General features: G+C 60.3%; 15 protein-coding genes and 3 tRNA genes. 10 read left to right on the top strand and 8 right to left on the bottom strand.

From position 1 onward, the window contains the following. Window positions 1–143: 143 nt before the first annotated feature. Window positions 144–1,562 (bottom strand): alpha/beta fold hydrolase, encoded by a 1,419-nt coding sequence (locus tag I4W07_RS01795; protein WP_196025424.1) that lies wholly within the window; start codon window positions 1,560–1,562, stop codon window positions 144–146. Between the two features lie 112 nt (window positions 1,563–1,674). On the opposite strand from I4W07_RS01795, the gene I4W07_RS01800 reads away from it, so the two are divergent. Further along, window positions 1,675–2,961, top strand: coding sequence for a glutamate-5-semialdehyde dehydrogenase (locus I4W07_RS01800; protein WP_196025425.1), 1,287 nt, complete (start codon window positions 1,675–1,677; stop codon window positions 2,959–2,961). Window positions 2,962–3,132: 171 nt separating this feature from the next. After that, entirely contained in the window at window positions 3,133–3,732 is a 600-nt protein-coding gene (locus tag I4W07_RS01805) for an HD domain-containing protein (RefSeq protein WP_196025426.1), read from the top strand. A gap of 169 nt (window positions 3,733–3,901) precedes the next feature. On the opposite strand, the gene I4W07_RS01810 is transcribed toward I4W07_RS01805, so the two are convergent. Then, window positions 3,902–4,660 carry a transposase gene (locus I4W07_RS01810; RefSeq protein ID WP_196025427.1) on the bottom strand — a complete coding sequence of 253 codons (759 nt, stop codon included), beginning with the start codon at window positions 4,658–4,660 and terminating at the stop codon, window positions 3,902–3,904. 356 nt (window positions 4,661–5,016) lie between these two features. Next, entirely contained in the window at window positions 5,017–5,502 is a 486-nt protein-coding gene (locus I4W07_RS01815) for a CarD family transcriptional regulator (protein WP_006235480.1), read from the bottom strand. 342 nt (window positions 5,503–5,844) lie between these two features. Between I4W07_RS01815 and argS the strand changes: the two genes are divergently transcribed. From argS to I4W07_RS01835, 4 genes are all read left to right on the top strand, one after another. Then, complete coding sequence (argS, locus tag I4W07_RS01820) at window positions 5,845–7,698, top strand: arginine--tRNA ligase (protein WP_196025428.1); 1,854 nt, start codon at window positions 5,845–5,847, stop codon at window positions 7,696–7,698. 786 nt (window positions 7,699–8,484) lie between these two features. After that, complete coding sequence (gene rho / locus I4W07_RS01825) at window positions 8,485–11,022, top strand: transcription termination factor Rho (RefSeq protein ID WP_271739728.1); 2,538 nt, start codon at window positions 8,485–8,487, stop codon at window positions 11,020–11,022. A 313-nt stretch (window positions 11,023–11,335) separates the two neighbouring features. After that, on the top strand, window positions 11,336–12,736 hold the full coding sequence (locus I4W07_RS01830; protein ID WP_196025429.1) for a hypothetical protein: 1,401 nt from the start codon (window positions 11,336–11,338) through the stop codon (window positions 12,734–12,736). A 7-nt stretch (window positions 12,737–12,743) separates the two neighbouring features. Further along, window positions 12,744–13,193 (top strand): VanZ family protein, encoded by a 450-nt coding sequence (locus tag I4W07_RS01835; protein ID WP_006235485.1) that lies wholly within the window; start codon window positions 12,744–12,746, stop codon window positions 13,191–13,193. Window positions 13,194–13,307: 114 nt separating this feature from the next. On the opposite strand, the gene I4W07_RS01840 is transcribed toward I4W07_RS01835, so the two are convergent. Both I4W07_RS01840 and I4W07_RS01845 read right to left on the bottom strand, forming a co-directional pair. Beyond that, window positions 13,308–14,198, bottom strand: a complete 891-nt coding sequence (locus tag I4W07_RS01840; protein WP_196025430.1) for an ROK family protein — start codon at window positions 14,196–14,198, stop codon at window positions 13,308–13,310. A 140-nt stretch (window positions 14,199–14,338) separates the two neighbouring features. Then, window positions 14,339–15,520, bottom strand: coding sequence for a pyridoxal phosphate-dependent aminotransferase (locus I4W07_RS01845; protein WP_196025431.1), 1,182 nt, complete (start codon window positions 15,518–15,520; stop codon window positions 14,339–14,341). A gap of 166 nt (window positions 15,521–15,686) precedes the next feature. On the opposite strand from I4W07_RS01845, the gene I4W07_RS01850 reads away from it, so the two are divergent. The 3 genes from I4W07_RS01850 (at window position 15,687) to I4W07_RS01860 (ending at window position 15,977) form a co-directional block, all read left to right on the top strand. Further along, window positions 15,687–15,763 (top strand) — tRNA-His (locus I4W07_RS01850). 22 nt (window positions 15,764–15,785) lie between these two features. Next, window positions 15,786–15,861, top strand: a tRNA-Lys gene (locus I4W07_RS01855). A gap of 43 nt (window positions 15,862–15,904) precedes the next feature. Next, window positions 15,905–15,977: transfer RNA gene (locus tag I4W07_RS01860), tRNA-Lys, on the top strand. Window positions 15,978–16,195: 218 nt separating this feature from the next. Here I4W07_RS01860 and I4W07_RS01865 read toward each other — a convergent pair. From I4W07_RS01865 to I4W07_RS01875, 3 genes are all read right to left on the bottom strand, one after another. Further along, entirely contained in the window at window positions 16,196–17,722 is a 1,527-nt protein-coding gene (locus I4W07_RS01865; RefSeq protein WP_196025432.1) for an FAD-dependent oxidoreductase, read from the bottom strand. A 256-nt stretch (window positions 17,723–17,978) separates the two neighbouring features. Beyond that, window positions 17,979–18,983: a GGGtGRT protein gene (locus I4W07_RS01870; protein WP_055252290.1), complete on the bottom strand. Its 1,005-nt coding sequence runs from the start codon at window positions 18,981–18,983 to the stop codon at window positions 17,979–17,981. An 18-nt stretch (window positions 18,984–19,001) separates the two neighbouring features. Further along, window positions 19,002–19,736, bottom strand: a complete 735-nt coding sequence (locus I4W07_RS01875) for an iron-sulfur cluster assembly scaffold protein (RefSeq protein ID WP_022094816.1) — start codon at window positions 19,734–19,736, stop codon at window positions 19,002–19,004. A gap of 317 nt (window positions 19,737–20,053) precedes the next feature. Between I4W07_RS01875 and I4W07_RS01880 the strand changes: the two genes are divergently transcribed. Continuing rightward, entirely contained in the window at window positions 20,054–20,941 is an 888-nt protein-coding gene (locus tag I4W07_RS01880) for a transposase (RefSeq protein WP_196025433.1), read from the top strand. Window positions 20,942–21,278 lie beyond the last annotated feature (337 nt).

Below are 21,278 nucleotides of genomic sequence, written 5' to 3' on the forward strand. Positions count from 1 at the left end.
CCATGAATGCGGCGTGGCCGCCACGGTTGGATTAGACACTCACCATTGTCGGCCTAATCCGCGGTCTTTCATGCAGCAGGGGCTCTCAATGTTTTTATGTCCTGCTCATATCGTCTCTGCCGGCAGGTGGGGACACTCCTTTGTTAGAAGATCCGGCGCAGGTCTCCGCGGTTGAGGGCCTCGTCGAAGAGGTGCTTGAACACCACGCCGCCGTGCAGGCCGTCGTGCTCGAACTCGTTGGTCACCCAGGCATGCGAGTTGCCCACGCGGCTGAGCGTATCGAGCTGCAGGCCCGAATCCACGTACATGTCGTCGAAATACACCGCGGCCTGCAGGGGCACCTCGTTGCAGGCCAGGCGCTGCGGGTCGTAGATCTTGTCCCAGCTGGTGTCTTCCATCAGCAGGTCCATGGCGGGCTTAAACGGCTTAAGCTCGGGCATCTGCTCAAACATCCACGGGAACATGGCCTCGCCGGTAAACATGAGCGGGCGTGCGAGCGTGTCGAACTCGGCGCGGTGCGCCTTCTCTTCAGCCGCGGCCCAGCCAATGGGCATAGTGTCGCCGTCGGCGTATATGAACTCCTGCAGCGTCCAGTACAGCGGATTCGTGCGCGTGTTGGTGCGCTCGAAGGCGCGCATCAAAAAGCTGTCGGATACCGAGGAGCCGCAGGTCAGCGTGCCGTCGCCGTCAACAAAAGCGTGATCGATAATCCAATGCATGCGCTCAAAGCTCGGCTTCATGCCAAAGTCGCTGCCCATGAGCTGTAGACGCTCGACCGTCATCGGCGAGCCGTCGGGCAGCACGGGCTTCTGGGCCTCGAGCGTATCGGCCAGGGCCGCCACGCGTTCGACGTCGGCGGGGTAGCGGTCGTAATACTGCTGAGTTTTAGCTGCCATGCGCGGGAAGGTGTGCGCGTAGACCTCGCTGGCGCTCGCTGGCACGTGTGGAATGCCGCCGCAGGTAAAGCTTGCCGCCACGCCTTCGGGGAAGAGCGACAGATAGCTCAACGTCAAAAAGCCGCCGTAGCTCTGGCCGAGCGTGACCCAGGGCTTGCCGCCAAAGCCCACCAGACGCAGGTACTCAAAATCGCGCACGATGGAGCTGGCGAGGTGGCGCTTGAGGAAGTCGGCCTGCGAGCGTGCTGTATCGGCGCCGGCGGCCGTTGCGCGATCACCCAGTGCCTTGATCGTGCGTCCGTCCACGCAGCTACTGCGTCCGGTGCCGCGCTGGTCGGGAAGGACCACACGGAAGTGCTTGACGGCCTCCTCGATCCAGCCGTCGCTTGTAGGCGACAGCGGACGCGGGCTCTCGCCGCCGGGGCCGCCCTGCAAAAACAGGAGCAGCGGCAGATCGTCGTTGATGCGGTCGGGCGCGCAAACCACGCGGTAGAAGAGCTTGATGCTCTCGGGCGCGCCGGCGATTGGTGCCGGCATAGCGCCGCGGCGCATGGTGCTGCCGACGGCCAGGAGCATCGGCTCCAGGCCGCGCCAGTCAAGGGGGACGTCGATGCTGTGGTCCTCGACGTAAAGGCCGGGGACGTGGTACGAAGTGATGAGGGCCATGTGAGTCTTCCGTTCGTTGCGGTGTTTCGGGTTGACCAATTCTACCGCCGCGGGCGAGGCCATGCGCAAATCGGCTACCATGGTTGCAAACTTCTAGGAGAAAGGGCCGCCCATGTCGGTCGATATAGCCACGTATGTCCACGATCTTGCCGTTGCCGCCAAGGCAGCGTCGGCCTCGCTTGCCACGGCGAGCGATGAGCAGCGCCAGGAGGCCGTGCGCGCCATGGCCGCAGCACTGCGCAACGGTGTCGACTCCATCGTCGCCGCCAACGAGCTCGATATGTCCGCCGCGCGCGATGCGGGCACTTCGGCCGGTCTGCTCGACCGTCTGCTGCTGACGCCTGAGCGCGTCGAGGGCATGGCCGCCGGTTTGGAGAAGCTCGCCGAGCTGCCCGATCCCGTCGGCCGCGTGCTCGACCACCGCGTGCTTGCGAGCGGTGTGGACCTGACCCGCGTGAGCGTGCCGTTGGGCCTGGTCGCCATGGTCTACGAGGCGCGCCCCAACGTGACGGCCGACGCCGCAGGCATCTGCATCCGTACCGGCAACGCCTGCATTCTACGCGGCGGCTCGCTGGCCTATCACTCGTGTGCCATGATCGCCGAGCTGCTGGCCGATGCGCTCGAGGCCAAGGGCTTCCCGCGCGAGGCCGTGTCGATGATCGAGTCCACCGACCGCGAGGCCACCGGCGAGCTCATGAAGCTCCGCGGTATTGTCGACGTACTCATTCCGCGCGGAGGTGCAGGCCTGATCCAGCGCTGCGTACGCGAGTCGCTTGTGCCGGTGATCGAGACGGGCACGGGCAACTGCCACATCTACGTGCATGAATCCGCCGACTTTGATAAGGCGCTCAACATTATCGTTAATGCCAAGACCCAGCGCGTAGGCGTGTGCAATGCCGCCGAGTCGCTGCTGGTCGACCGTGCTGTGGCCGATGCGTTTTTGCCCGCGGTCGTGACCGTGCTGCATGACCACGGCGTGCTGATTCACGGCGACGAGGCAACCTGCGCCGCATGCGCCGATGCCGGGCTTGTGGAGGGCGATGACTACGTCGCCGCGACTGAGGAGGACTGGGGTCGCGAGTACCTGGCGCTCGAGATGAGCGTGAAGGTCGTGGCAAACGAGGACGAGGCCATCGCACACATCAACCGCTACGGCACGATGCACTCCGAGGCCATCGTTGCCGAGGATACGGATGCTTGCGAGCGCTTCCTCGATGCTGTCGATGCCTCGGCCGTGTACTCCAACGCCAGCACTCGCTTCACTGACGGCGGCGAGTTTGGCCTGGGTGCCGAGATCGGCATCTCGACCCAAAAACTCCACGCCCGTGGCCCCTTTGCCGCCGAGGCCCTCACCACCTACAAATACAAGCTCCGCGGCACCGGCCAGGTCCGCCCCTAAACCTACCAAAAAGGGACAGGTTTATTTTGGCAGGTTTTATCTGCGGTTTTGCCGGGCGACGCGTTCGCCCGGCTTTTTCCTCCGCATGCTTTTTCTGCCTTTCGGCTTGAGCCGCGGCGATATACGATAGTGACACCGTGTCTTAGCACCGACTCACCTGGAGGTATTGCCATGTCCCAGACGCTTTCCGCCGGAATCACCCGCGACCGTGCGTTCGAATTGCTCAACGAGCACAACAAGGACCCGTTCCACATCACCCACGGCGAAACGGTCGAGGGCACCATGCGCTACTTTGCGCGCGAGTTCGACCCCGAGAACGAGGAGTTTTGGGGCATCGTCGGTTTGCTGCACGACCTGGATTGGGAGGAGCATGAGGACGATCCCGTGAACCACACCATCTATGCGGCCGAGATCCTTGAGGGCGAGGGTGCCTCTCCCGAACTCATTCGCGCTATTCAGACGCACACGTCCGATTTCAATACCTCGCTGCCCAAGCCCGAGCTGCAGATGGAGAAGATCCTGTTTGCTTGCGACGAGCTCACCGGCCTGATCGGTGCTGCCGTGATCATGCGTCCGAGCAAGAGCGTCATGGACTTTACGGCCAAGTCGCTCAAGAAGAAGTTCAAGGACAAGCGCTTTGCCGCCGGCTGCTCGCGCGACGTGATTTCGCAGGGCGCCGAGATGCTCGGCTGGGAGCTCCCCGAGCTCTTTGACCGCACCATCGCGGCCATGCAGTCCTTCGCGCCCGACCGCGACACCTTCCAGGCCTAACCTGCCAAATTGGGACAGGTTTATTTTGGTAGATTTTATCTGGGAAAACGCTTCCGTTGGACGTTATTCAGCGGAAGCGTTTTCTGTTTGACATGGAGACGCTGGCGAATGCGGTGCCTCGCGGCAGGCAGTTGCGCTTCGCCGTATCCGTAACTCGGTAAACGCGACGTTAGGACGCGTTCTTGATAATCCATGTTCCCAGTCCGGTCAGCAGCTGAACCTGCTTAACCGTTACCCCTTGTTTTCGAAGCGCGAGAATCGCCTCATTGCGAAGTGGCTTGGAGACGGATTTAAGTTCCGTCGGAGCACATCCTGCGACACTCTGCACGATTGCCGTGCCAAATTCGCATAGATCTTCCTCGCGAACCTTGGCTGTTGCGCTGGGGCGATAGGGAAGCGACGGCGTGCTTTCCATGAGCTTAAGGTATGAGCGAGGTGTTGGGAATAAAACACCGACAACGCTGCCGGTGACATGCGGCCGTGACCTGGCGCTCATTAGATACTCGCGATGGCTGCTCCAGGGATATTCGTCATATGCCGCCAGTCCTGCTTTTTGTGGATTCAGATGGATGTATCGAATTGCTTCGAGTAAATATACTTCCGACTTAATGGGCGAATCCCAAAACCGTTCCTGAAACACGTGGCCGATATGCCCTGTCCGCGCATTGTACCTGCCCGCATACGATACGGCTACCGCGTGCATCGCGTCGCTCTTACGGTCGTCCGGATCGTCGATGAGTAGATGAATGTGGCTCCCCATAAGACACCAAGCGATAAGCTCGATATTGTGTTTGGGGAGGATCGCATCGAGGATCTGAAGCATGGCGATTCGGTCCTCGGCATCGTCAAACAGCAATTGCCCTCCGTTTCCACGCAACGTGACGTGGAAATAACCGGTTGGTGACTTTGAACGAGGTTTTCTCGGCATGGCCCCTCCTTTAGCTTGGATGGGCTGAAGATACCTCATTCGGGGGCTTCGGTTGTCGAGATTCAGTTCACCGACTATAGCTGCTACCTGCCGAAATATAATTGCGTTTTCAAATTGATGCTTTTTAATGGTAATTGAGTAAGACGGGCGCGCTTGTTGTGGATGCGGGCGTTGGTTACGTCGATCTGGACGGCCCTTGCGTGATGTCATCGCAAATGGGCTTCACGCATTTTTACGGCGATAGAAAAATGGTCGGGCGCTCTTAAACAAAACGGAGCACCCGACCATTTACTGATTGTTTGTTGATGGTTGGCCAGATAAAACCTGCCAAAATAAACCTGTCCCTTTTTGGCAGGTTAATTGAGGGCGGCTTGAGCTAGACGGGCTTCGGCGGCCTCCTCGGTGACACCAAGGGCTACGGCGAACTCCTCGATGGAGCGGCGTTTGGCCTCCTTGAGTACGCGCATGTAGTAGGAGCTGGGTTTTTTATCAGCTTCCTCGGCCTGGCGAATGCGGTGCATCATGGTCTTTGCCACACGGACCGTCTCGGGCGCGCCCAGCTTGAGCTGCTGCTTAAAGTGCGTCTCCTCAAGTGAACTGTTGCGCTCGGTAAAAGTGTCGCACTCCAGCTCGTCATAGTGGCTCAGCAGGTGCTCGGCATCTTGCTGCGAGATGGCGGCGTGCAAACGGTCGGCCTGCGCCACGGGGTACATGAGGATCGTCTGCGCATGTCCCTGCTTGGTCTCGAGCAGTAGCATGGGCTGCGGTGTGTCGTCCCTAAAACCGACGACGGTGCAGACTCCCTGACCCGGATGAATGACGTGTTGACCGATTGAGAACATGCTACCTCCAACTTATACGAATTTACGTATGTCTAGAATAACACGCTGACGTGCGCAAACCCTTACTTTATGCAGGAAAAGCACACAACTCCGATAGGTAAGAGTATTCGATAACAGGCGCAGCTCATTCACACCTTTATGCATTTTCAACGCCTGCATAATCTGCAGGCAGACTGGCATCTTTGAGTGACTCCATACAAGCTGTAGTCAATTTTGTGCATATGCAATATCGATTGGCTTTACCCTGCGACAGTGCCCGTCGCTTGTGATAGAGTGCTACAAACTCTGGCTTTTGCCCTACGAGTGACCAAGAGCTCGGGGGCTTTAACACAAGGAGGATCTATGCCCGAGAAGATTGAAGAGCTGGTACGCGCTGCGCTTGCTGCGGCCCAGGAGGCCGGCGACCTTTCCGCATTTGAACTTGACGATTGCGCTATCGAGCGACCGGCTGACACTTCTCATGGCGAGTGGACCTCTACCATGGCCCTGAAGTCCGCCAAGCTGGCCCATTGCGCCCCGCGCAAGATCGCCGAGGCCATCGTTGCCCATATGCCCGAGGACCCCGCGATCGAGAAGGTCGAGATCGCAGGCCCCGGCTTCATCAACTTCTACCTCTCCGTTGCCGTCAAGAATGCCATCTTTGGCGAGGCTCGCGAGAAGGGTATGGACTTCGCTAAGTCCAACGTCGGTGGCGGCCTGAAGACCCAGGTCGAGTTCGTCTCCGCCAACCCCGTCGGCCCCATGCACATCGGCCATGGCCGCTGGGCCGCTCTGGGCGACTCCCTTTGCCGTGTGATGGACCACGCCGGTTACGATATCCAGCGTGAGTTCTACATTAACGACCACGGCTCTCAGATGAACACCTTCGGCAACTCCATCAGCACGCGCTATATGCAGCTTGCCGACATCATCGCCAAGCAGGGCGTGGATATCGACGAGGCTCACAAGCTGCTGATCGCCGACCGCGACGCCTTTGTTGCCGATGAGAACGACGAGCATCCCGAGGCCCATCCGTATCAGGACAACTTTGCCGAGACTCTGGGCAAGGACTCCTACGGCGGCGACTACATCATCGACGAGGCCGCCGAGTTCTGGCGCACCGACGGCGATAAGTGGGTCAACGCCGATCCGCAGGAGCGCATGGAGAGCTTCCGCGAGCGCGGCTATGTAAAGATGGTCGACAACATGCGCGACCTTTGCCATGCCGTTAACTGCGACTTCGATCGTTGGTTCTCCGAGCGCTCGCTGTATGTGAAGGACACCGAGGGTGAGACCGCCGGCACCTCCGCCGTCGACCGCGCCTTTGAGAAGCTCGACAAGATGGGCTACCTCTACACCAAGGACGGCGCCCTGTGGTTCCGCTCCACCGACCTGGGCGACGACAAGGACCGCGTGCTGATCAAGTCCGACGGCGAGTACACCTACTTTGCCTCCGACGTCGCCTATCACTGGGATAAGTTCCAGCGCGTCGACCACGTCATCGACATCTGGGGCGCCGACCACCACGGCTACATCGAGCGCGTCCGCTGCGTCTGCGATGCCTTGGGTTACCCCGGCAAGTTCGAGGTTCTGCTGGGCCAGCTCGTCAACCTGCTGCGTAACGGCAAGCCCGTCCGTATGTCCAAGCGCAAGGGCACCATGGTGACCCTGCAGGAGCTCGTCGACGAGGTTGGCTCCGACGCCGCTCGTTACACGCTCATCTCCAAGAGCTCCAACCAGATGGTCGACTTCGATATCGAGGCCGTCAAGAAGCGCGACAACTCCAACCCGGTCTATTACGTGCAGTACGCTCACGCCCGCGTGTGCTCCATCCTGCGTCGTGCCGCTGACGTTACGCCCGAGCAGGCTGACGAGATGGGCATGAAGGCCGTCGCCGCCAAGGCCATCGGTGAGAACGTCGATTACTCGCTGCTGACCGACCCGACCGAGCTCGCCCTTTCGCGTAAGCTCAACGAGCTCACCGACCTCATCGCCAGCTGCGCTCGCGACCGCGCCCCGTTCCGTCTGACGCACTTTGCCGAGGAACTCGCCGGCGACTTCCACAGCTTCTACGCTGCCTGCCAGGTTCTGCCGAGCGAGGGCCGTCCCGTCGACCCCGAGCTTTCGCGCGCCCGTCTGGCCGCTTGCGACGCCGTCCGCGTGACGCTCGCCCTGGTGCTCACCCTTGTTGGTGTCTCCGCTCCCGAGCAGATGTAAGCTACGGGTCATTTGACCGCGCAGGTTTGGTTTAACTGAGCCTTGAAAGCCCGATCTCCCACGGAGGTCGGGCTTTTTGCGTTTGGTGAGACTATTTGGTTTGCCGGGAAATGCTACCAAATCGCAACTATACCGGTTTACGGGGCTGAATCGCCAACTGGCGACCATGGTGCCAATAGCAAAATTAAACCCGCAGGTAGATGGCTTATTGTTTCTTGAAAATGCAGGGTATGGTTGGCTTGCAGCATTCTGGCCCCGTAATCCGGCATAGTTTTGAAAATTGTCCCTTGGGGACGGGGGAAACGGATCATTTTTGTCTCGTGGAGGGGTGGTGGGATACCGTCCGCCACGAATTGGGCTCATCTCCTACGTTTGGACGCATATCCCGAACCATGCCGAAATGTACGATATTAAAAGCGCAGGTAGCAGACTCGTTGTTTTTGAAAAACAAGGGTATGGTCAGGGGCCCGTGGGTAAACGTAGTAGATGGGCGCGATTCGTGGCTCGGCCATTCCGGATGTCACGGTTTCACTCCTCTGACGTGACATTTCAGGCGCTTTTGAGGAGGAGTGCCCCTTTTGACTAGTCGTTTAAGAACGTCCCCAATGACTAAGTTGCAGGTGGCGGCGGTTGTGTTACACTAACACTGCGTATATGACGCAAATATCTCGATACAGATCAATGATGTCCGTCGGTATTTGACGGAGCTAGACTGTTTAGCCGCCCTGAAGGTTTATGCAGGGAGCATGTGATCACAGGGCTTGAAAAGAAAGTTGAGCAAACACTGTGTCTGATCAACAGCAAGAAAACGAAATAACGACGACGCAAGCCGCTCCCGCTGCACCGGTTGTGTCGGACCAGGTCGCGGCGCCCGCGCAAGCCTCGGCTCCTGAGACGCCTACGCCTGCAACGGCTGAGAAGGCCGTTCCTGCAACTGGTGAGGAGGCTGTTCCGGCAAAGCCCAAGCGCACGCGCCGCGCGGCCAAGCCTGCCGCTGACGGCGAGGAGGTCACCAAGCCCAAGCGCCGTACTACGCGCACGACACGCGCCAAGCGCACCGTTGTAGCTGACTCCTCGGCGCCGATTTCCGATGAGGTCGCGCAGGCACGTGCGTTGGCGCAGATTAGCGAGGCTCAGGTGGTGCGCGCCCGCCGTCGTGCTGCCGAGCGTGAGGCCGCGGCTCTGACCGAGCTTGCAGCTCCGTCTGTGCCTGAGACGCCTGCCGCCGACCAGCCGACCGAGAAGCCGATACCGCGCACACGCCGACGCACGGCTGCTAAGGCCGAGCAGGTTGCCGATCAGGTAACCCCTGAGCTCACCGAGGCTTCGGTCCGTTCCGCGGCAGGGGAGGGCGCATCGCCTGCTGAGTCCGCTGCGCCTGTCGAGGCCAGCGAAGTTCCCGTTGTCGATCCGGCTTTGCGCCCGCACCGTCGCGGTCGCAAGCCCAAGGCCTTCGTCGAGGCAGAGAAGGCCGCAGCCGCAGCTGCAGCCGCTCGGGATGCTGCGGCGACCGCCGAGTCTGCAACCGCCGCCGACGCGCCCGTCCAGGATGCTACGACTTCCGAGGCTGCTCCCGCCGATGTCGAGCCCGCCGACGTCCGTCCCGGTCGCAGCCGTCGCACTGCTGCTAAGCGCACGTCCAAGGCCAAGGCTGCTAAGAAGGGTGCATCCGAGGATTCCGCCGAGACGACCGTCGATGCATCGACTGATGCCGCCGAGCCCCAGGACGTTGAACAGCCTGCGTCCGAGAAGCCCAAGCGCGGTCGCAAGAAGTCCGCTAAGGCCAAGGCGTCCGAGCAGCAGGCCGAGGCCGAGCTGCAGGGCGATTCCAAGGCCGAGGCCAGCGATGATACTGCGGCTAACGCCGATGCCGCCGCAACCGGTGGCGCCGCGCCCGCCGAGGCCGAAGACGGCGCTCGCCCCAACCGTCGCCAGCACAAGCGCAACGACGAGCGCAGCGAGCGCAAGGACGACCGCAACAACGACCGTCGCAACCGCCAGCGCGATCGCAAACAGCGCAACAAGGAGCGCAACGCCGCCCCCACCGAGCCCACGCTTTCGCGTGAGGAACTTGCGGCCATGAAGGTCGCCGAACTGCGCGAGAAGGGCAAGGAGTTCGAGATTGAGACGACCGGCAAGAAGAAAGCCGAGCTCGTCGAGGAGATCTACGTCACCGCCGCGAAGGCCGAGGGCTTCCGCGACATCAAGGGCATCCTGCAGATTCGTCCGGACAGCTCCGGTATCATCCATGCCCACGGTTACATGAAGTCCAACGACGACGCCTTCGTCCCTGCCTACCTCATCCGCTCCGCGCGTCTGCGCACGGGCGACGTCATCGAGGGCTCGCTTCGTCCTTCGCGCGGCGGTGACAAGCGCGCCGGCCTCGCCAAAATCACGACCGTCAACGGTCTAGACCCCGAGCAGATTCGCAACCGCCCCAAGTTTGGTGACCTCACCCCGGTCTATCCCAACGAGCCGCTGCGCATGGAGCACGGCAAAGACTCCATTACCGGTCGCGCCATCGACATCGTGTCGCCGATCGGCAAGGGTCAGCGTGGCCTGATCGTGTCCCCGCCCAAGGCCGGCAAGACCACGATCCTCAAGAAGATCTGCCAGTCTATCTCGATTAACAACCCCGAGGTGCACCTCATCTGCCTGCTCGTCGACGAGCGCCCCGAAGAGGTCACCGATATGCAGCGTTCCATCAAGGGTGAGGTTGTGGCGTCGACCTTCGATATGCCCGCCGACAACCACACTCGCGTGGCAGAGCTCGTCATCGAGCGCGCCAAGCGCATCGTGGAGCTGGGCGGCGATGTCGTGGTGGTGCTCGACTCCATTACGCGTCTTGCCCGCGCCTACAACTTGGCGGCGCCCGCCTCGGGCCGCATCCTTTCGGGCGGCGTCGATTCGGCGGCCCTGTATCCTCCCAAGCGCTTCCTGGGCGCAGCCCGTAATATCGAGAACGGTGGCTCGCTCACCATCCTGGCCTCTGCCCTCATCGACACCGGTTCCAAGATGGACGAGGTCATCTTCGAGGAGTTCAAGGGTACCGGCAACATGGAGCTTAAGCTCGACCGCGACCTGGCCGACCGCCGCATCTTCCCGGCTATCGACCCCGTTGCCTCCGGTACGCGCAACGAAGACCTGTTGGTCGACGAGCAGATGCGTCCGTTTGTCTTTGGTCTGCGTCGCATTCTTGCCGGCATGAACAACACCGAGCGCGCAGCCGCGTCGTTTATCAAGGGTCTTAAGGGCACCAACACCAACCAGGAGTTCCTGGTGCGTTCGGCCAAAAAGCACAGCGACTACGAGCAGACGTTCTAGGTTGTCATCCACGCGCAGCGATAGTCATCAATGCGATAAAGGGTCGGGGCTTTGAGCCTCGGCCCTTTTCCATATCGCCGCTCCGCGCTTATTTTTGACCATAAGACTGGCAAGCAGCAGGTTTCCCGTTTCAATCCGACATCGTCGCTTGCAATCGACAGGGCGGTTTCGCATAATAGCTTTTAAGCTTCGCGACGGAAAACGCAGATGAAACGAACCATATACCGTTGCTTTGGGGCATAGCCCCGCTTCATCTTCTCTCGCGCAGCCAACTGAATGATGCGATTTGGGTGCTGGAAGATGGGGAGAGCTCATGGCTTCTTCTGATGCAACACAACGAGCAGTCCTTGCCGGACTTTCGTGCGGGATCGGCCTTGCCGCTCCCGTGGTTATGTATGCCGCGACGCTGCCGTTTTCGTCTGTGAACGAGACGGTCGTGGCGGGTGCGGTTCCCTTCGCCGTGGGCGCGGTGGCGGGCGTGGGTATCTATGCCGCCTCGCTGGGTATCTCCGAGTATCGTGCGCAGCGTGAAGAGCGTCTGTTCCAGCCCGATGCCATGGGCGGTGCCGCCAATCTCAATCAGCATCAAAGCGAGTTCAAGACCGCCTCGATTCCAGCTCAGCAGCAGGATGCGACTCCTTACGCTGCGGCTTCTGCTTCTCAGGCTCAGGCGGAGCAGTCTACCTCGGCATTCCTTTCCGGCCTGACCGGTGCGTTCCAGCGCCGTCATGCCGATGATGGTGTCCCTACCATCGCTCGAGCCGCAGATGCTATGGACGAGGACGAGGCTTGGTCCATGATCGACAGTATGCTCGACGACGATTCGCCGGTGAGCTGCGACCCTGCACATTCGCGCGACGTCTATCAAGTCGCCATCGACGAGCTCACCAACGGCGGGCAGACCGGCTCCTTCAATCGCGACGACATCGCCGCCGCGGCACGCGCCGTGTCTGGTTCCCAGGCCGCCCCTGCGGGCAGCACGGCGGCTTTCGTGGCACTCGTTGCCAACGCGGCAGCCAATAACGCCTACAACGCTACCTCGGGCGACGCGAACGCTTCTGCCGACAATTCGTACGTTGATGAAGCCATGACCGCTGACGAGGAGGCCGTTGCCGCCCGCCGTGCCGCCGAAAGCTCATTGTGGGGCGCTCCTGCCCAGCAGCAGGCGGCTGAGGCTGTGCCGTACAATGCAAACCTCGCCAGCATGCCTATCATCTCCGGTGCCGCGGACATCGATCTCGATGACCTCGATGAGCCTGCAGCCATCACCGCATCGATTGATGCCCAAGATCGCATCGACACCGGCGACCTTCCGGACGCCTCGCTCGAGGTTGATGTTCCCATGGCCGATTACTCGGGCCACGAGGGCATGTGGGCCGCCGCCACCGCGATTCTGGATGAGATTGACGAGCCTGCTCCTGTTGCAGCCCCCGCTCCCGTCGCTGCCCCTCAGCCTGCTGCCCCCGCCTATGTCGGCCGTCACAGTGCTGTGTTCCCCGAGGATACTGCCCGTATCTCGCGCGAGAGCATCGAGCGGGCCGAGGCTATTGCCGCCGGCATTATGGAAAACCGTCGTCACGAGCGCGTCAATCAGATCCTCGAGGAAGAGATCGAGCGCCTGCAGTCCTCAACCGCCAAGCGTACGGGCCGTGCCTATCTGAGCGTTATCGAGGGCGGTACCGCCAGCTTCGCGCCGCTCCGCGCGGAGGCATAACTTCTGCATGGTTAAGATCAATCGAAAATGGGCGGTTGTAACCTGCCTGATGGCGCTCTTGATCTGGGGCAATTCGCTGGTTCCCGGCTCGGGGTCGGGCTCGCTGAGCCTAACGGTTATGGAAGCTATCCGCGGTTTCCTGCACGGCGTGGGACTTCCATATGAATGGGTGACCAACTTTGTTGTTCGCAAGTGCGCGCATTTTACCGAGTATATGGTGCTCGGCATCCTGGCAACGCACGCCTTTGATTTTGAGGGCCGGCGCACCTTTGACGTGCTGCTGCCCACGGCGGTGTTCCTGCTGCTGATTCCCTCGATCGACGAGACGATTCAGCTCTTTGTGCCGGGACGAGCCGGCATGATCACCGATGTGATGATCGACTGCTGTGGAGCGGCAACGGGCGTTGTGCTCCGATATCTCTTACGGTCGCTGATGTGCGCCAAAAAGGCCGCCTAGGACGTATTGTTTGGTCCTAGGCGGCCTTTTTTATTTGAGGGCTTATATGAGGCGTGGTGGCGTCGTTCCGTAGGTTGGATTTGCCGAGCGCGCCACGCCCTGTGGGTGCGTCTGCTACTGAAGCGCCTGTGCGCCCAGGGCCAGGCAGCCCATAATGCCCTGCTTGCCCTCGAGGCTGTTGTTGACGATGTAGTTATCGATGTCGTTGACCTCGGGCGTGACGATATAGCCGTTGAGCATCTCGGCGCACTTCTTGCGCGCGAGCGGCACGATGGGGGTGTGGTCGGCCACGCCGCCGCCGATGATGATCTTTTGCGGCGCGTAGCACAGCGTGTAGGTCATGAGCGCCTGTGCCAGATAGCCGGCGAGCAGGTCCATGGCCTCCGGGTCATCGGCCATGTCTCCGGCGCTCTTGCCATCCCAGCGCTTTTTAACGCCGGGGCCGGCGATGAGGCCCTCGAGGCAGTTGTCGTGGAAGGGGCAGGCGCTATGCTCGCCGATGGTGTCGCGCGGGTCGCGCGTGACCAGGATATGGCCGGCCTCGGGATGCATCATGCCGTGTACGAGCTTGCCGCCCGATAGCACGCCGGCGCCCACGCCGGTGCCGATGGTCAGGTAGATCACGTCTGTGAGGCCCTGGGCGCAACCAAAGGTGACCTCGCCCAGGCAGGCGACGTTGACGTCGGTGTCGTAGCCGCAGGGAATATTGAGCTCGTTTTGAATGGTGCCCAGCAGATCGAAGTAGCGCCATGCCGTCTTGGGGGTCTCCAAGATCTTGCCGTACTGGGGTGAGGCGGGGTTGACCGCGGTGGGGCCAAAGGCGCCGATTCCGAGCGCGGCGATGCCCTTGTTCGCAAACCACGCGTTGACGGCCTCAACGGTCTCCAGCGGGGTCGTGGTCGCGATCTGCTCACGTTCCAGGACCGTACCGTCTGCATAGCCCGTGGCGCAGACCATCTTGGTGCCGCCGGCCTCGAGCGCTCCGATAAGCTGCTGCTCTGCCATAATATTCCTCTCTCTGGGACGAGTTGCTCCGTGACTAAAGTATAGAGCTCAAACCATTTAAGAAAGCGCTATAGAAAGAAGCCTCGCAACGCGGCGGGCGGTGCGAGGCTTCTTTGGTTGCTTTAGTTGCCGGGCCGTCCTTACCCGCGCGGCTTGATTTTATCACGTAGCGACTTGAGGTTCTCCAGTGCCGCGTTAAGCGTCTCGTCTCGCTTGGCAAAGTGGAAACGAATCAGATGGTTGACGGGCTCGCGGAAGAAGCTCGAGCCGGGCACTGCGCCCACGCCCACTTTAGACGCGAGGTCCTCACAGAATTCGAGGTCGCTGTCATAGCCAAACTCTGAGATGTCCATCATGACGTAGTAGGCGCCCTGCGGCACGTTATGCTCAAGACCGATACTGTCGAGTCCCTGGCAGAACAGGTCGCGTTTGGCGGTATAGAGGTCAAGGACCTCATCGTAATAGCTGTCGTCGAAGTTGAGGGCGGTGACGACAGCTTCCTGCAGGGGAGCGGCGGCGCCCACGGTGAGGAAGTCGTGGACCTTCTTGATGCGCTCGGTGATCTCGGCAGGGGCGATGGTGTAGCCCAGGCGCCAGCCGGTGATGGAGTAGGTCTTGGACAGCGAGCTGCAGCTGATGGTGCGCTCAAACATGCCGGGCAGCGTGGCCATATAGACGTGCTCGTGGGGCGCGTAGACGATGTGCTCGTAGACCTCGTCGGTGATGCAGTAGGTGTCGTACTTTTTGCAGAGGTCGGCGATAAAGGTGAGCTCCTCGCGCGTGAAGACCTTGCCGCAGGGGTTGGAAGGGTTGCACAGGACGATTGCCTTGGGGTCGTTGTCGCGGAAGGCCGCCTCGAGTGTCTCGCGGTCAAAGTCGAATGTGGGCGGGTTGAGCGGCACATAGATGGGCTCGGCACCCGAAAGGATCGTGTCGGCGCCGTAGTTCTCGTAGAACGGCGAGAAGATGACGACCTTGTCGCCGGGGTTCGTGACCGTCATCATGGCGGCCATCATGGCCTCGGTGGAGCCGCAGGTGACTACGATATTCTCGTTGGGGTTCACCGGCATGCCCATAAAGTGCTCCTGTTTGGCGGCGAGTGCCTCGCGCATGGCCTGGGAGCCCCAGGTTATGGAGTACTGGTGATAGAGCGGCTTGGGATCGGCGGCGATGGCGCTGAGGCTATCGAGCAGCTGCGCCGGGGGATCGAAGTCGGGGAAGCCCTGCGACAGGTTGACGGCGCCGTACTTATTGGAGATGCGTGTCATGCGGCGGATGACCGAATCGGTAAATCTTGCCGTGCGGTTGGAGAGTTCTTTCATGACGGTCCTTTCGAGCATTTGCAGTGGGGCAAGTTTACTCCTATAGAACCGGTAGGATTTGCCCGAAATGGATCCAAAAAACTCTTTTCAAAATTCTTGAAAATTGGGGCTTGCATCGCGTGGCGTTCCTTGCAATAATAGTCGAGCGCGAAGCGCACAGGACACGGTGGGTGTAGCTCAGTTGGCTAGAGCGACGGGTTGTGGTCCCGTAGGTCGAGGGTTCGAGTCCCTTTACCCACCCCAGTTTTTGCTTCGTGTTGATATCGGGTCGTTAGCTCAGTTGGTAGAGCAGGGGACTCTTAATCCCAAGGTCCAGGGTTCGACCCCCTGACGGCCCACCACACGATATCTCCTCTAAAGTCCGCCACAACGGACTTTAGCTTTGGGTCGTTAGCTCAGTTGGTAGAGCAGGGGACTCTTAATCCCAAGGTCCAGGGTTCGACCCCCTGACGGCCCACCCAAAGATTGTTAAAGCGACTGGCTCAGGCTGGTCGCTTTTTTGTTGATCTCGCATGGGGTCGAACCCGAAAGGGCGCGGAGCTGAGAAATCTGCACCGTGATTCCCTTAGGGAAACACGGCTAAAGCCCCGTAAGTGTGTTCTCCTTAGAGGGATCATGCTTACGGGGCTCGATGCATGTTGAGAAGTTGTGATCAAACTCAAAGTGAGAATCTATTTAGTCTGCTCGATAGTGTGATCCGAGACTTTCGGTTCGCTTACGCATGGCTTTGACCATTTCCTGTGCTAGTTGAATCTGCGATTGCAGGCGGGCGAGGGCTGCGACTTCGCTGTCCTGGGCTTTCTGTGTGCTCAAGGTCGTTGCCTCTGTCTTCAAGCCCTCAAGCTCGTGTAGTGCCTCGGATAGGCCCGTCTCGGTGCGGTTGATCATGCAATAGGTGCTCATCGTGTGCTTAAGGCTGTGTGTCAGGCGTTCGGCATCTGTTGTGGCAATGCCATGCTGGGGGAGGTCGATATCCGTCTTCGGGGCCATCTCAGGTGCATTCTGCGCTGCAAGGGCTGCCGATGCGCCTGCGATGCGCCCGAACACGATGCCGTTGGCACTTGATAAGCCACCAATGCGGTCGGCGCCGTGCATGCCGCCTGTCGCCTCGCCGCAAGCGTAGAGGCCCTCAACGCCCGTGTACGCGGTCTTATCGATCTTGATGCCGCCGTTAGCGGCGTGGGCATACATCGCAACGCGCATCTCGTCGGTCGGCGCGATGCCGTGCTCGTCTTGTAGCCAGGTGGCAAAGGTCTGCACAAACTCTGGGATATCCTCGCGGGGGAAATCGTAGTGGAGTGCCAGGCCTTCGGCACCTGCCTGATCAATGACGAGATCGATAGCGCGGGAGGTCAAGCGTGACGTGAAGGGACCATATCCAGAGCGCTGCTCGAGCAGATCGTCCAGCTTGTCGTCTGCAATATCTACCGGCTGGTCTACATGTACGTAGCGCCAGGTTTTCTCGTTGAAGACCAAGTTGCGCCTGGGCTCGATGAAGCCGGGCATCATCTGCATGAACTCTATATTAGTAAGTGTTGCGCCGTGCGCGAGTGCGATGGCCTGCGAGGAGCTGAGCACATCAGCCGACGTAAGGCTGCGCTCGAACAGGCCGCCTGTGCCACCGGCTGCGATGATCGTGGCCTTGGCAGCAAAGGGTACGATTCGATTTTCGGTGAGGTCGTAGAGCACGGTTCCGGTTACTCTGCCGTTCGTGTCTTTAACAAGGTCGATAAGCTCATGGCGGGGGAGCAGGCGAATGCCGAGCGACTCGATCCTGGTCGTCAGAGCGTCCTCAAGGGTCTTGCGGGTGAGGCCGCGCCACATGCGCGTCTTGTGGTCAAAGCAGGGAATAAACTGCTTTTGCTGAGCACTCTCGGCGCTTTGCGGACGCTGAAGCTCAACGCCCAGGTCTTGCTCGAGCCATTCTATTGCATGGGGAATGCCGTGGACAAACGTCTGGACAAGCTCGGGGTCGGCGACGCCGCCACCAACGGTCTGAATGGTGTCGATGAGGTCTTGTTCGTCGTCTTCGTTAACGGGTCCGATAAGCCCCAGGCCCCAGGTTCCGGGGAAGAAGCTCGATCCACTCATAGTCTTGCCGGCGCTTGCCACGGTGACGGTTGCGCCCGTGCGTGCCGCTTCGATGGCGGCGCAAAGGCCCGCAATGCCAGATCCAATTACCAGTACATCAGTCGATTCCATCGGATTCCTTTCTCGTCCGGCGCATTGTCGCACGGGTGATCGGCAATGGGGCCGCAAAGACTCGGCAAATCGGTAAAGGGCAAATATGGCAGGTGGGCGTCATGGACGCTCGGACGCTCCATCTCTTCACATCTCGTATTTCGCCCCAGCTGATATACCGGCATTAGCTACCCTGCGCCAGCGCAAACAAAAAGAGCCGCTACCTCGAAAGGTAGCGGCTCCAAATCTCAACTATATGAGCATCGCGCGGGCGCGATTAGGCCTTGAGGGCCTCCTCGACGGCGACAGCGCAGGCGACGGTGGCACCGACCATGGGGTTGTTGCCCATGCCGATGAGACCCATCATGTCGACGTGCGCAGGCACGGAGGAAGAACCGGCGAACTGGGCGTCGGAGTGCATACGGCCCATGGTGTCGGTCATGCCGTAAGAGGCAGGGCCGGCGCCCATGTTGTCCGGGTGCAGGGTACGGCCAGTGCCGCCACCAGAAGCGACGGAGAAGTACTTCTTGCCAGCCTCGAGGCGCTCCTTCTTGTAAGTGCCAGCGACGGGGTGCTGGAAGCGCGTGGGGTTGGTGGAGTTACCGGTGATCGAGATGTCGACGTTCTCGTGCCACATGATGGCAACGCCCTCGCGGACATCGTCGGAGCCGTAGCAGTTAACGGCAGCGCGGGGACCATCGGAGTAGGGGATGGTCTCGACGACCTTGAGCTCGCCCGTGTAGTAGTCGAACTGGGTCTTCACGTAGGTGAAGCCGTTGATGCGGGCGATAATCTGAGCAGCGTCCTTGCCCAGACCGTTGAGGATAACGCGCAGCGGCTTCTTGCGAGCCTTGTTGGCGTTCAGAGCCAGACCGATAGCGCCCTCAGCGGCAGCGAAGGACTCGTGGCCAGCCAAGAAGGCGAAGCACTCGGTGTCGTCGGAGAGCAGCATAGCGCCCAGGTTGCCGTGGCCCAGACCGACCTTGCGGTCCTCGGCGACGGAGCCGGGAACGGTGAAGGCCTGGATGCCCTCGCCGATGATGGCGGCAGCCTCAGAAGCGGTTTTGGCGCCACGCTTAACAGCGAGAGCGCAACCGAGGGTGTAGGCCCACTCGGCGTTCTGGAAGGCGATGGACTGGGTGTTGTTGACGATCTCACGCGGGTTGAAGCCCTTGTCGGTGCAGATCTGCAGAGCTTCCTCGAGGGAGGCGATGCCGTTGTCGGCGAGGCACTTGTTGATCTTGTCAGCGCGGCGCTCGTAACCTTCGAACGTAACAGTCATAGTTATTTCCCTCCCTTTCTACTCGTGAACCGGGAACACGCTGGCGACGGAGTGAGTCTCCTCGTCGGTGCGCGGGTCGATGTACTTGGCAGCGTTGTCCCACTGACCATAGTGGCCCATAGCGCCAGCGATGGCCTCCTCGGGGGTCTTGCCGGCCTTGACGGCGTCGGTGAACTTGCCGAGGTTCAGGAACTCGAATGCGATGATCTCGTTCTTGTCGTTGAGGGCCATGCGGGTGACGTAGCCCTGAGCGAGCTCGAGGTAACGAGCGCCCTTGGCCTTGGTGCCGAACATGGTGCCGACCTGAGAGCGAAGGCCCTTGCCGAGGTCGTCGAGGGAGGCGCCCACGGGCAGGCCGCCCTCGGAGAACGCGGTCTGGCTGCGGCCGTAAACGATCTGCAGGAAGATCTCGCGCATAGCAACGTTGATGGCGTCGCAGACGAGGTCGGTGTTGAGGGCCTCGAGGATGGTCTTACCGGGAAGGATCTCGGAAGCCATGGCGGCAGAGTGGGTCATGCCCGAGCAGCCGATGGTCTCAACGAGGGCCTCCTCGATGATGCCGTCCTTGACGTTCAGCGTGAGCTTGCAGGCGCCCTGCTGAGGTGCGCACCAACCCACACCGTGCGTAAGACCGGAGATGTCGGAAATCTCCTTAGCCTGGACCCACTTGCCCTCCTCGGGGATGGGTGCGGGGCCGTGGTATGCACCCTTGGCAACGGGGCACATGTTCTCCACTTCCTGTGAGTACTGCATGCCTCTCCTCTCTATCGTGTTGGCGTCCCGTCTGGGGGTCGTGGCTGGCGATTGCCGGGCGACCCTTTGAAAGGGACATGACATGCAGCCCCTATAATACCGCGAAATGCACGGAATATTCGGCGAACGGCTCAGTTTTCGTAGCGAGAAGCGCGGAACTTTCAATTGAAGCGATTTAACAAAGCTGTTTGCGGCTGTGCGGTTCGCTGAAGGGGGTCGGTTCTGTTCAAGCTTTTGACTATGTCGCGTTGTCTGACCTGTAGCTATGATGCCGTTCGCCGCCTGTATACTGCCTTTTGCCGTGTGGCGTAGTTGTTTTGCGTGAATGTTTTGATGGCACGCTTCAATCGTGCTGTATTGGATGGCAAGCAGATCCCGGCGAAGGGAGCGTCATGCAGCGCGTTTGGAGAACGGTTACCGGCTTTTACCATGTCTGTGCCCGCGGTACAGGCAAGCAACTGATCTTTGAGACCGATGACGACCGCTGGGAGTTTCTGGAACTGATGCGCGAGTGCTGCCGCGAGGAGGGTGTGACGGTTATCGCTTGGTGCCTTATGGGCAATCACGTGCATTTGGTGCTTGCAGATTACGAGGACAGGATGAGCGCGGCGATGCACCGGCTGCTTTTGACGTACGCGCGGCGGTTCAATAAACGCACGAGGCGCACAGGCCATCTGTTCCAGAACCGTTTTGACCGGCGCTCGCTCGATACCGACTGGCAGGTGATGGAGGCTATTCGCTCCGTACACGCCGATCCGCAGGAGGCGGGCGTTAGCCTAATCGAGCGTTATCCCTGGAGTAGCTTTGCGGAGCATTTGTGCGCTTACGACGGTGACGCGGCTGATGTCGCGAGGGGATTTTCTGATCCTTCTTGCGTGCTTGAGCTTTTTGGTTCTGCCGAGGGCTTTATTGCCTATTCGCTTTCGACGCCCGACGGCAGCGAGCCAGCGCTGTGCGATATGAAAGAGACGGAGTGGGAACGCCACGCCTTTGCCGAAAAGTTGGCGAAGGGGCTCGGGGTTCCGCTCCACGGTGTTAAAACTGCACCGCCGGCGCAGCGCGATACTGTTATTGTTGGATTGAACAATGCCGGCTTTACGGTGCGCCAGATTGAGCGGTATACCGGGATTGGCAAAAGTACCGTCTCTCGTATCGTGCGCGCCCGCGCGCGAACGGCGATGCGGGCTGGCGGAAACGTGATGTAAGGTCGCCTGTTCACCGCAGCTGGGGTCGTCCATACGCCGCAACCAGCGTTCAAAAGCTTGGTACGGTAACTGCACTTCTTAATATGCATAGAACAATCGTCATCTTGCATAAAATAACAGCTCAGTCCGGGTTTGCCCGTGCCTACCCCCGTCTGCGCCGTGCAAAAAACGGAGTTTTCATCATCGTGGTGCTGTCGGCACTGCCACAATCTTGCAACATACGGGTCCCGAAGCTATTTATGCCTTCCGATGCGCCTCCGAAGCGCATGTATGTGATCCCTGAGACCGCGATGCTTGTTCTAAAACACAATATATATGCGCCTGGAGACGTTGATTA

Origin of the sequence: Collinsella aerofaciens (assembly GCF_015670745.1) — a bacterium.
Lineage (GTDB): Bacteria > Actinomycetota > Coriobacteriia > Coriobacteriales > Coriobacteriaceae > Collinsella > Collinsella aerofaciens_T.

Bases quoted from the DNA above. Each gene is read 5' to 3' on its own strand.
- I4W07_RS01865 (WP_196025432.1), bottom strand. From the start codon at position 17,722: ATGGAATCGACTGATGTACTGGTAATTGGATCTGGCATTGCGGGCCTT.
- I4W07_RS01805 (WP_196025426.1), top strand. From the start codon at position 3,133: ATGTCCCAGACGCTTTCCGCCGGAATCACCCGCGACCGTGCGTTCGAA.
- I4W07_RS01875 (WP_022094816.1), bottom strand. From the start codon at position 19,736: ATGCAGTACTCACAGGAAGTGGAGAACATGTGCCCCGTTGCCAAGGGT.
- I4W07_RS01815 (WP_006235480.1), bottom strand. From the start codon at position 5,502: ATGTTCTCAATCGGTCAACACGTCATTCATCCGGGTCAGGGAGTCTGC.
- I4W07_RS01830 (WP_196025429.1), top strand. From the start codon at position 11,336: ATGGCTTCTTCTGATGCAACACAACGAGCAGTCCTTGCCGGACTTTCG.
- argS (WP_196025428.1), top strand. From the start codon at position 5,845: ATGCCCGAGAAGATTGAAGAGCTGGTACGCGCTGCGCTTGCTGCGGCC.
- I4W07_RS01810 (WP_196025427.1), bottom strand. From the start codon at position 4,660: ATGCCGAGAAAACCTCGTTCAAAGTCACCAACCGGTTATTTCCACGTC.
- I4W07_RS01845 (WP_196025431.1), bottom strand. From the start codon at position 15,520: ATGAAAGAACTCTCCAACCGCACGGCAAGATTTACCGATTCGGTCATC.
- I4W07_RS01800 (WP_196025425.1), top strand. From the start codon at position 1,675: ATGTCGGTCGATATAGCCACGTATGTCCACGATCTTGCCGTTGCCGCC.
- I4W07_RS01835 (WP_006235485.1), top strand. From the start codon at position 12,744: ATGGTTAAGATCAATCGAAAATGGGCGGTTGTAACCTGCCTGATGGCG.
- I4W07_RS01795 (WP_196025424.1), bottom strand. From the start codon at position 1,562: ATGGCCCTCATCACTTCGTACCACGTCCCCGGCCTTTACGTCGAGGAC.
- I4W07_RS01840 (WP_196025430.1), bottom strand. From the start codon at position 14,198: ATGGCAGAGCAGCAGCTTATCGGAGCGCTCGAGGCCGGCGGCACCAAG.
- I4W07_RS01870 (WP_055252290.1), bottom strand. From the start codon at position 18,983: ATGACTGTTACGTTCGAAGGTTACGAGCGCCGCGCTGACAAGATCAAC.